Origin of the sequence: Bradyrhizobium sp. Mp27, assembly GCF_029953005.1 — a bacterium.
Lineage (GTDB): Bacteria > Pseudomonadota > Alphaproteobacteria > Rhizobiales > Xanthobacteraceae > Bradyrhizobium > Bradyrhizobium barranii.
Genome location: NZ_JASAUS010000218.1, coordinates 1 through 9141 on the forward strand (window position 1 = coordinate 1; position 9141 = coordinate 9141).

Sequence of the window (9141 nt, forward strand, 5' to 3'; positions counted from 1 at the left end):
CAACCTCGGCTTCCATGACTCGATGGAAGCCACTGTGGACCCTTATCCCGGGGTCCCGATTGGATGCCGATCACCCCGAAAACGGGGTCCTTATTCCATGCCGAAACACAGACTGACATTTGCGTCGAGCTACCGTACGCGCCACGCTGTTTCACGCGATGTCGAGATTGACCGATGAGCAACGACAACGATGGACCACACGATCTGCCTCCACTGCGCCCCATGTTGACGGAGCGCATGGTCCTCGAGCTCGTGCCGATTTCCCGCACCACATTGTGGAGATTAGAACGCTCCGGAAAATTTCCACGAGCGGTGTACGTCAGCCCGAACCGACGATTTTGGTTTCGCGATCAGGTCATCGCGTGGCAGACCGCCATTAACGACAACGACGAGCGCAACCCGAGGCGGGGGCGCGGCAAGGGACGTCGGCGGAGCGCAGGGCGAGATCCCTCTCCGCAATAACACGGTTCCGTCGACATTGCTCGGCGTGCAGTTCGTCAACGTTCTACAGCGGTGGGCAGGGACAACCCGGCCCAGGGCATCGTACTGAATTCGGCTATCCAAGTTGGCGAGCATTCGCTGGGCAATTGAACTGTGACAAATGTCCCTTCATAACTCACCTGGAACACGTGCGACGGGGACAATAATGCTCAAGATGATGCTGTGCTTTTTGGCTTGTTTGGAATTGTCCCTGCGGCCTTCGCAGAACCCCCGGCCAAAACGATCCGCCCAGAGGAAGCCCCGAACTATCAAGGCCAGTTGGTCACCGTGAAGGGCGTCATCTCGGCTGATACGACATCAGCGCGAGAAAACAGGTTTCTCAATATGGGCGGCACGTACCCTAACCAAGCCTTCACCGGCTGGATACCTACCAAAAACGCCGGCGCCTTTTCTGTTCTGCCAAACGTTACCGGCAAGGCGTGCAGTATCACAGGCCAAGTCCAACCCTACAAAGGAAAGCCAGAGATCGTCCTGGGTTCGCCTTCCCAAGTAAGGTGTGAATAATGCGCGGACGCACCGCTAATCCGAGCACACCGCCGGTTGCCCGCCGAGCCTGACGCAATCGCGAAACCGCCACGGCTCGACAAAACTGCCGGACCATATCCCGCCCTCATCGCGGCGGGCTTCGTTTTGCGCCTCGGTATAGCGGCCTTGGCTGTATCGCGGCCAGTCCAGCGCCAGACCCTGTCGCACGAGCCAATCGGCTAAGTCGAAGCCACCAGCCGCGCATGATGCCACCGTGCGCCCATATCGGTCGAGTGTCACCCGCATGCAGGACACGGGCTGACCACCGATGAACTCTGCAAGCGCGTTCGCGGTCCCGGCACCGCAGCGATACGGCAGGCTGTCCCCGCCCCGGCAAAGCTGGCTGCTTTCGGGCGCGTCGATGCCCCAGAGCCGTATGCGGGTGCCGTGGATTTCGAGGGTGTCGCCGTCGATGACGCTGGCTTGGCCGGTTAGGTCGGCGGGCAAGCTGAGGCCGCTTGAAGCGACGATCATGACGCCAACTAGGCCCGCGAGTGAGATCGTCCTAGAGAACACTGATCACACATTGCAAGAGGCTGACCGTTTGGCTCTTAGCAAAAGGTAGCCGATAGTAAATTGTGCTGCGGCTTTCCTCGGAAAGCACTGGCGTATTCCGCTTCCGATCCGCATCAATGTACGATTTCGTCGCGTCGTTCAGATCTACAAAACCCGAGAGAGCAACGACAAGATAGCGAGCCAAGTCGCGCCCGGAAGTCGAGCGAGCAGCAGTCAGGTTTTGAACGATAACTTTGGCCTCGTCATGGAATTGCAACGCTGCATAGTAGCGGCGGCCTGCGACAGCATTGAAGCGCGCTCGATTTTGCTGCTCCAAAGCGATTTTGGCTTCGTTGTGAATGTATTCTGCTTCATCCGGAGGGACTGTTTCGACGATGTCGATTATCGCACGCGCGTTGCGGAGCAAGTTGTCAATTTGGCCAGACGTGAATTGTTGATCTTTGCATCGCTGATCGCCAATCATTTGCGCGAAAGCGTGTGACGGCAGTATTAGGAAGAACAATAGTGCTAGTGCGATCCGGGGCATTGGTGATTTTGGTCCATTTTTCGGCCATATTGCAAATTTGACGGTGATGGGAAAGTCCGTAGCTCGACCAATTTCATGCCACCACCCGATCCTCCTTAACTTCGCCGCGCATCACGATCCTGAGCGCCTCATCCTGCAACTGCCGCTGCAGCGCCTTGGCCTCATCCCACGGTACGCGCATCCACACGTCCCGCTCCTCATCGGTGGTCAGGATCACCGGCATGGCCTTCGGATGGATCGGCTCGACCATCGCGTTCGCCTTCGTCCCGAAATGAGCTGGATAGTTCATTTGGGCATTTCCTCCTCCGGTTCTTTCACGAAATAACATGTGCCCGGGCGAAAGCCGCATACGTTTTCGTAAGTGCAAGCGCCAACATCACATTCGTTCTCGCGTGTGCTGTTTAGCAACTCGTGAAACTGAAACGCGCCCTCGGAAAATTCCTTTGCATTGCCTTGCCGTAGCCCCGGAATACCTCTTTTCGAGAGCGCGATAGCTTTGGCGTCTAAGTGCAGCTTTGGACAGTTCGCAGCGATGCCAAAAGCGACACCTTGCAGATATGCTACGCTCCGACCGTCGGCATACGTTGAGGACGAAATAAATTGCAATGCACTGACTAGAACTCCGATTACGACCTTTGCGTCCAATTTCACTGAAGCCCCTTAAATTTTACAACGCTGTCCAGTTCATGCCGTCGTCCGATCTTCTTCATCCTCGCCGCGCATGACGATCCTGCGCGCATCACCCGGCAATGGCCGCTGCAACGCCCTGGGCTACATCCCACGGCGCGCGCATCCACAGGTTCCCGCTCCAGCACCCTGGGAACCGCTCCAGCGACCGAGAAGGCGGCTTGATTAAGATCAACGCCGCCGCTCGACTGCCGCAAAAAGTGGTGCATGGCATCAAGACGACTTTTCACCATCGAACTTACCGCGATTGCGGTCATCGTTCTGAGCATGGCCGTACTCGCGTACATCGGGTTCGCCATTTGGTCAGAACTATGAAGACCGAGGTGCGCCGAGGCGGCCGCTTACTGTTTGGTGATCTGGAGCATGGCATCAATGAAACGCTGTCTCGCTGCTTTCGCAATCGCCGCCAGCCTGTGCGCACCAGTTGCGCGCGCCAACGATGCCCTGGAAGCCGAGGTGCGGGCCTACGCTCCGGTCTTCTCCCTCGCCAAAGTATGTGACATCAGGATCAGTGAGGCCACTTCGAGTGACCACCGCGCCATGCTCGAAGCGGTGAAATCCGACCCGAACGCCGACAAACTGGCCTACCGCCTCCATTACGAAGCGCAGACGGCCTACATCAAGGCCCGCGATGGAGGTCAACGGGTCACCTTCTGCAAGGACTTTATCGCGGCCAACAGCCAATACGCCAAGGCGCGCTTCACTTCCGTCGTCGAGGACCTCATGAGCGACGTTAGCACAAGTGTACAGAAAGCGATTGCCCACAACGTCTGCGGTGCACCCCCCGTCAAGCTATCCAAGGCCGACTGGAAGCCGTACGCGCAAATCAAGCAGATGCTCCAGAACGAGCAAAAGTTGGCCAGGAAAAACGCCGAGGCGAACGGCTGGAACGTCACCGAGGAAACAACGGCGGTCACGGAACAGTTCTGCGCGGCGGTAAAAACCCGATGAGCATCCCGGCGCACCATCAGCCGGTAGCCCTCGTGCTTGATTTCGTGGACCCAGTCCGGGTCGGACGGCGGCTTGGCCACCTTCGACGGTAGACACGGTTCGATGAAGCCGGAGGGACGCCGCTGAATGACCATCGAAATTGTTCATTCATTCGCGACCGTCAAGGAAAGGGTTGTTGAGTTGTGTTCGCGCCGCGCGATCCTCTTCATCGGCCCCGCGCATGACGATACTGAGCGCGTCATCCGGCAGCGGTGGTTGCAGCGCCTTGGCCTCGTCCCAAGGCGCGTGCATCCAAACGTCGCGCTCCTCATCGGTCGTCAGGATCACAGGCATGGCCTTCGGATGGATCGGCTCGACCACCGCGTTCGGCGATGTCGTCAGAAACCCGTAGACCTCATGCGGCCCAGGCACTGGCTTGGACTTCGTTCCGCGATCACCCTTGAACGTCGTCCAGATGCCCGCGAAGGCGAACAGCAGACGCTGCTCATTCAGTACGAACCAGACCACATCCTTTTACGTTGATGCCGCAAGCCCAAGTCTTTTGGCGATTGGCATACGCTTCGGCTATTAGCCGCTCCGACCGTGGTCTCGGTTGCCTTAGTGCGTTGACATAAATCAATGGTCGTTGGGCGATCCTGCCGCTTGCTACAACCCCACCGACGACCATTTGGATCGACTACCCACACGCGAGCGGTCGGCGGAGCGGGACGGCTCCGACGCTCGCCCCCTCAACCCCGCGTCGGAGCCGTCTCGTCTTTGTGTGAGATTACCAATGCTGCAGATCACAGGAGATCGAAATGGAGCAGATTTTGATAAACCTTGTTGCAGGAGCGCTTGGCGGCGTTGGCGCAGGCAAGTCATCGCCGACATTTGATCTTGGGACCGCTGGTAACGTCATTTCTGGCCTGGTCGGAGGCGGGGTTCTCGGGCAGGTCGTGACGTTGTTACTGCCATCGGTCGTAGCTGCAGCCCAGTCGGGTAATCTGACTGTCGGCGGCGTTATCTCGCAAGTAGTTGCCGGTGGCGCTGGCGGAGCCATACTCACTGCGCTCATTGGTGCAATCAAGAACAAAGCTGCTGCCTGACGGTCAGTGTCCCGGATTGCGGTGGTGGCGGATGCCCCAGCGCATCATGCTCAAATTGCGCCCGATGTCGGTGTTGCGCACCGCCGGAGCCGGATAATCTGGAAACACGCCCGGCATCGGCGCGAGGTTGCCGACGTAGCGGTTGACGACGCGAAACAGTGCGGCAATCGCGGCTTGGTTGGTGGTGATGCTGTAGAGGTTGCACATGCGCTTTGCGGACTACCGCTTCTCAAAGTCCGTTAGCTTGCGCATGTAGTAGCCCTGTCTCTGAATGGCGAGCTTAATGTCCTCGCTGACACTCGCTACTTTTTTCTTCTTTCGCCATCTGCTCGACGCGTCAGGAAAAGGAATTGGCAAACCATTGCGTACAACCAGCAGATCTCGCCTGTCGCTCAGATACACATCGAACATTCTAAGGCCCCCCAGCCGATCATCAGAATAGCTCGGGGAGTAGAAATGGACCAGAGCGCTATTATCCCGCAACGCAACAACTTAATTGCGCAGAGTGGCCGGGGCCGCGCGCGGCGATCCCTAGATCGCGCTCGTCATAGGTCGTGAGGCTCACCGGACTTGTCGGCCATTTCCTGGCAGATCTTGGCCATCTCGGTTCGCACCTCGAACACGACCCGCTCGATGTTGCGCCGGGTCGCAAGATCACCACGCGGCGCGCACCGCGCAGGCATGCCCGACAAGTGCGTCAGAACCACGCCGCAGAGGCCCTCGATCAGTTCATCGACATCCGCGCGCCGCACCAGTTCTCGCTTCTTCTCCATCAACCGCAGTTGCAGCATCTCGGTCTTTGCCTTGACGTGATCGGCGTCCGCCTCCCCACGCGGCGATTGCTGCCGCTCGCGCCGCAGGTAGCGGAGGTAGGCAACGCGGCTCTGGTCGAGCGGGAAGCCGTCACCTTGCCGCTGGATCACGCCTCCGGCTTCGAGCTTGTCGATGTAGGCCCGGCTACAATCGAGGTGCCGCGCCAATGCCGACGCGCTGACGGCTGCGGCCCCTTTGGCGACGGGCGGGTAATCAACGTTGACGGTCTCGGTCATCAGCGTCATTCCGGTTGCATCGCGGCAGGATAGCTCACTTCCGCTTTCGGCGGGATAGCGGACCATGCCCGGACTTGCCGTTGGCTACCCTGTCGCGAATGACCAAATCCGGAGGTTGGGCTCCGCTGGATCTCATGAGATGCCACGGCTCAAACCCGCTCAACCATCGGTTTACATGTTTCATGCCAGCGGCTTATCCTTTGGGTGCGCGAAGATGCCTTCCTGCGAAGGGAGGACACCGTGAGGGGTTCGCAACTTGCGCTATCGCTTCGAGGAATTCGCATTTGACATCGACCGACGCGAACTGCATCGGGGGGCAGAGGCTGTTTCCATTGCACCGCAGGTGTTCGATCTGCTCGAATACCTGATCCGAAACAGGGAGCGCGTCGTCAGCAAGGACGACCTTATCAACGCCGTTTGGAATGGTCGGATCGTGTCCGATGCTGCGCTTACGACCCGCCTGAATGCTGTCCGCGCTGCCATCGGCGATACCGGCGAGGAGCAGCGCCTCATCAAGACGCTTCCGCGCAAGGGCTTCCGTTTCGTCGGACAGGTGCGGGAGGCTCCAGAAGTTGCGGGCCCAAATCCGGGCGATGCGCCCGAGACCGCTCCTGCGCTCCCGGACAAGCCCTCCATCGCAGTGCTGCCGTTCGAGAACATGAGCGGCGATCCCGAGCAAGAATACTTCGCGGATGGGATGGTTGAGGAGATCATCACCGCGCTTTCGCGGTTCAAATGGCTGTTCGTGATCGCCCGCAATTCCAGCTTTACCTACAAGGGCAAGGCGGTGAACGTGAAGCAGGTCGGGCACGAGCTTGGCGTGCGCTATATCCTTGAGGGGTCTGTGCGCACGGCAGCGGGGAAAGTTCGCATCGCAGGGCAGTTGATTGACGCGGTGACCGGCGCGCACATCTGGGCGGATCGGTTCGAGCGCGACCTGACAGACGTTTTCACGCTTCAGGACGAAGTGACGGTCGCCGTTGTCTCAGCTATCGAGCCAAAATTGGTTCAAACGGAAATCGCAATGGCGGCGCGGCGCCGACCGGAGAACCTCACTGCCTATGATTTTTATCTCCGCGCTCTGCCGCAGTCTTACCTGGCGACCCGCGAAGGGTTGGCCGACGCGATCAGGTTGGCTCACCGCGCCTTGGAACTGCACCCTCGGTTCGGCGGTGCCGCGGCTCTCGCAGGTCTCTGTCACATGCGAAACGTCCTTTTCGGCTATGCTGACGATCCCCAATTCGACCGCAGGGAAGCCGTTCGGCTTTCTCGCTTGGCATTGAGCGTCGACGATAGTGATCCAGATACGTTAGCAGCGGCTGCTGTAATCTCGGCGTTCATGATTGGCGATTGTGAAAGTGAGATCGAAATGGCTGACCGGGCAGTCGCGCTCAATCCCAATTCATTTGGAGCATGGTCCGCCAGAGGCTGGGTCTGTAGAGCTGCGGGGCTACCGCAGGAAGCGGTCCAGAGCTTCGAACGTGCCATTCGCGTGAACCCGATAGACGCGCTGCTACATTCGTCGTTTGTCGCGATGGGCATAGCCTTGATCGAGCTTCGTCGCTTTGACGAGGCCATCGTTGCAGGCAAGAAGGCCCAACGCCAGAAATCCTCCTATTGGCCAGCTTACTGCTGTCTCGCGTCCGCTTTCGCCCATCTCGGGCGCGAGGCTGGGGCCCGTGAGTTGGTGGCGCGTCTGCTTGAGTTCGATCCCGCCTTTACAATATCAGCGTTCATCGCGCGGGGCGGGCAATCAAACGCGAAGCTGTTGATCGAGGGCCTTCGGAAAGCAGGCTTGCCCGAATGAACCTTGCTCGCGGCATCACGAATTAGAATGCAACTGCAACCACGGATTTTCTCGCAGCAGATACCCTCAGTAGGCGCGGTCGCGCGGTCCCCGCCTTTCTCGCGCGCCCCAGAGGACCCGGACGACCATTCCGGGAGGGTGGCCATCCGAAGGCGGCCACCGCCAACGCAGAGACCGGAGACCCTATCTTGATGCCGATGGTCTCTGCCGGAACCCAGCGGCGACCCAATGAACGACACGTCCAACGCCCCACGCGACAATCCACAACAGCGCCATTGGAATGACGATGAAGCCCCAAGCCACGAGACCCAAAGTCCAGTTTCCCGCGCCAATCATGGCACCGAATATCCCCGGCACGCTGGTGAAGTCGCGGACGAATGCCTCAGAGCATTTCGCTACTTCTGTCCGATATCTATTCATGTCGAGCTTGCTTGAACTGCTGGAGCCGTAGAGTTGATACGCAGTGTCAGTGCACAGACTGTGCATGCTGTGTACGGGCTTATTGCTCTCGGCCATTAACAAAAACGGCGCGACAAGCGCCCACACGACGGCAACGACGACAAACAGCCTGTTCCAGCCATTCATGGTGTTCAAAGGCCCCCACCCCTAAAGTTGCGTCATCGTAGCTTGACCAACGCGCACGTCGCCAGCGGCCTAACGCATTTCCTTGGGACATCCACAGCCGAACCGTTGGCTTGGAACATCGGGCAGGTCACACTCCACCGAATTTCAGCGCGGATCGGTTATGACAGACCCATTGACGGCAGAAGCAATCTACCTGCGGCTCGGCAGCCTGATTGCCGACGCGCCCGACCTCAAGGCCGACCCGACACCCGATACACGCCGTTGGCTCGCACGGGTCTTCACCATGATCGGCAGTGTGATTGCCTGTCTGATGGTGCCGATCATGGCACACGGCCAAGAACTGAAGTATCCGCCTAAGCCCTACCCGGAGGTCGACGGCAACACGGTGGTCCTCATCGAAATCTGGCCAACGGTTGGCGACATTACCTTCCACGCCTACTTCATGGACACGCCGCCAGCAAGAAACCTAAACCTTTGCCTCGCGGGCAAGAGTGTGTTCGACCGTGACGCCGAGGCAATGGCAAAGGCACAGAACCGGACGGCAACTAGCTATCGCCAGTGCCTGACGCTCCCGCAAGCGGTGTCGAAGAGCTACATCACCTCGCCAACGCTCCGTCAAACGAGGTGAGCCGCGCAAGATTAGCGAGCGCGAGCGCCAGCAGGCGACGGGCGGGACCTTCCAGCGGGTCAGGACCTCTTGCAATCAAGATAGACGACGCGCCAATCAGTCGGGGCCGCTATCACGACATAGCCACGGAGTTTGTCAATCAAGAACACCACGTCGCTTGCCGCTTGCCAGGAGAGCTGGCCCCGGTTGTTTGGACAGCGCCCCGCTGGATTTAAGTGGATTCCTGCCGGGTTATGCTGAACGCGGGGCTTTACGGTTTTGTCGTTGCGTCGGGAGGGCGT

At 59.1% G+C, this 9141-nt stretch carries 9 protein-coding genes and 3 pseudogenes; 4 read left to right on the top strand and 8 right to left on the bottom strand.

From position 1 onward, the window contains the following. Positions 1 to 1020: 1020 nt before the first annotated feature. The 4 genes and pseudogenes from QJT78_RS45605 to QJT78_RS45620 form a co-directional block, all read right to left on the bottom strand. On the bottom strand, positions 1021 to 1500 hold the full coding sequence (locus QJT78_RS45605) for a thermonuclease family protein (RefSeq protein ID WP_049808034.1): 480 nt from the start codon (positions 1498 to 1500) through the stop codon (positions 1021 to 1023). A 31-nt stretch (positions 1501 to 1531) separates the two neighbouring features. Beyond that, complete coding sequence (locus tag QJT78_RS45610; protein WP_028153710.1) at positions 1532 to 2068, bottom strand: hypothetical protein; 537 nt, start codon at positions 2066 to 2068, stop codon at positions 1532 to 1534. A 73-nt stretch (positions 2069 to 2141) separates the two neighbouring features. Next, positions 2142 to 2324: pseudogene (locus QJT78_RS45615) on the bottom strand (SOS response-associated peptidase); the annotation flags it as partial. Between the two features lie 391 nt (positions 2325 to 2715). After that, positions 2716 to 3024: a hypothetical protein gene (locus QJT78_RS45620; protein WP_155258146.1), complete on the bottom strand. Its 309-nt coding sequence runs from the start codon at positions 3022 to 3024 to the stop codon at positions 2716 to 2718. A gap of 103 nt (positions 3025 to 3127) precedes the next feature. Between QJT78_RS45620 and QJT78_RS45625 the strand changes: the two genes are divergently transcribed. Continuing rightward, positions 3128 to 3706, top strand: coding sequence for a hypothetical protein (locus tag QJT78_RS45625; RefSeq protein ID WP_028153712.1), 579 nt, complete (start codon positions 3128 to 3130; stop codon positions 3704 to 3706). Between the two features lie 147 nt (positions 3707 to 3853). Here QJT78_RS45625 and QJT78_RS45630 read toward each other — a convergent pair. Further along, positions 3854 to 4219: pseudogene (locus tag QJT78_RS45630) on the bottom strand (SOS response-associated peptidase family protein); the annotation flags it as partial. Between the two features lie 284 nt (positions 4220 to 4503). Here QJT78_RS45630 and QJT78_RS45635 point away from each other — a divergent pair. Continuing rightward, the gene (locus QJT78_RS45635) at positions 4504 to 4791 is read left to right on the top strand and encodes a hypothetical protein (RefSeq protein WP_028153713.1); all 288 of its coding nucleotides are present in this window, start codon (positions 4504 to 4506) and stop codon (positions 4789 to 4791) included. A 30-nt stretch (positions 4792 to 4821) separates the two neighbouring features. Here the strand turns inward: QJT78_RS45635 and QJT78_RS45640 are convergent. Continuing rightward, positions 4822 to 4998: pseudogene (locus QJT78_RS45640) on the bottom strand (SOS response-associated peptidase); the annotation flags it as partial. A gap of 338 nt (positions 4999 to 5336) precedes the next feature. Next, the gene (locus QJT78_RS45650) at positions 5337 to 5840 is read right to left on the bottom strand and encodes a hypothetical protein (RefSeq protein WP_155258147.1); all 504 of its coding nucleotides are present in this window, start codon (positions 5838 to 5840) and stop codon (positions 5337 to 5339) included. A gap of 256 nt (positions 5841 to 6096) precedes the next feature. Here QJT78_RS45650 and QJT78_RS45655 point away from each other — a divergent pair, with 256 nt between their 5' ends. After that, positions 6097 to 7647 (top strand): winged helix-turn-helix domain-containing protein, encoded by a 1551-nt coding sequence (locus tag QJT78_RS45655; protein WP_028153717.1) that lies wholly within the window; start codon positions 6097 to 6099, stop codon positions 7645 to 7647. Between the two features lie 183 nt (positions 7648 to 7830). Here the strand turns inward: QJT78_RS45655 and QJT78_RS45660 are convergent, their stop codons facing one another. Then, entirely contained in the window at positions 7831 to 8241 is a 411-nt protein-coding gene (locus tag QJT78_RS45660; protein ID WP_155258148.1) for a hypothetical protein, read from the bottom strand. A 151-nt stretch (positions 8242 to 8392) separates the two neighbouring features. Here QJT78_RS45660 and QJT78_RS45665 point away from each other — a divergent pair, with 151 nt between their 5' ends. Next, entirely contained in the window at positions 8393 to 8860 is a 468-nt protein-coding gene (locus QJT78_RS45665; protein WP_038945378.1) for a hypothetical protein, read from the top strand. Positions 8861 to 9141 lie beyond the last annotated feature (281 nt).

Coding starts and splice junctions, on each gene's coding strand:
- QJT78_RS45635 (WP_028153713.1), top strand. CDS start 4,504: ATGGAGCAGATTTTGATAAACCTTGTTGCAGGAGCGCTTGGCGGCGTT.
- QJT78_RS45605 (WP_049808034.1), bottom strand. CDS start 1,500: ATGATCGTCGCTTCAAGCGGCCTCAGCTTGCCCGCCGACCTAACCGGC.
- QJT78_RS45665 (WP_038945378.1), top strand. CDS start 8,393: ATGACAGACCCATTGACGGCAGAAGCAATCTACCTGCGGCTCGGCAGC.
- QJT78_RS45650 (WP_155258147.1), bottom strand. CDS start 5,840: ATGACCGAGACCGTCAACGTTGATTACCCGCCCGTCGCCAAAGGGGCC.
- QJT78_RS45625 (WP_028153712.1), top strand. CDS start 3,128: ATGAAACGCTGTCTCGCTGCTTTCGCAATCGCCGCCAGCCTGTGCGCA.
- QJT78_RS45620 (WP_155258146.1), bottom strand. CDS start 3,024: ATGCTCAGAACGATGACCGCAATCGCGGTAAGTTCGATGGTGAAAAGT.
- QJT78_RS45610 (WP_028153710.1), bottom strand. CDS start 2,068: ATGCCCCGGATCGCACTAGCACTATTGTTCTTCCTAATACTGCCGTCA.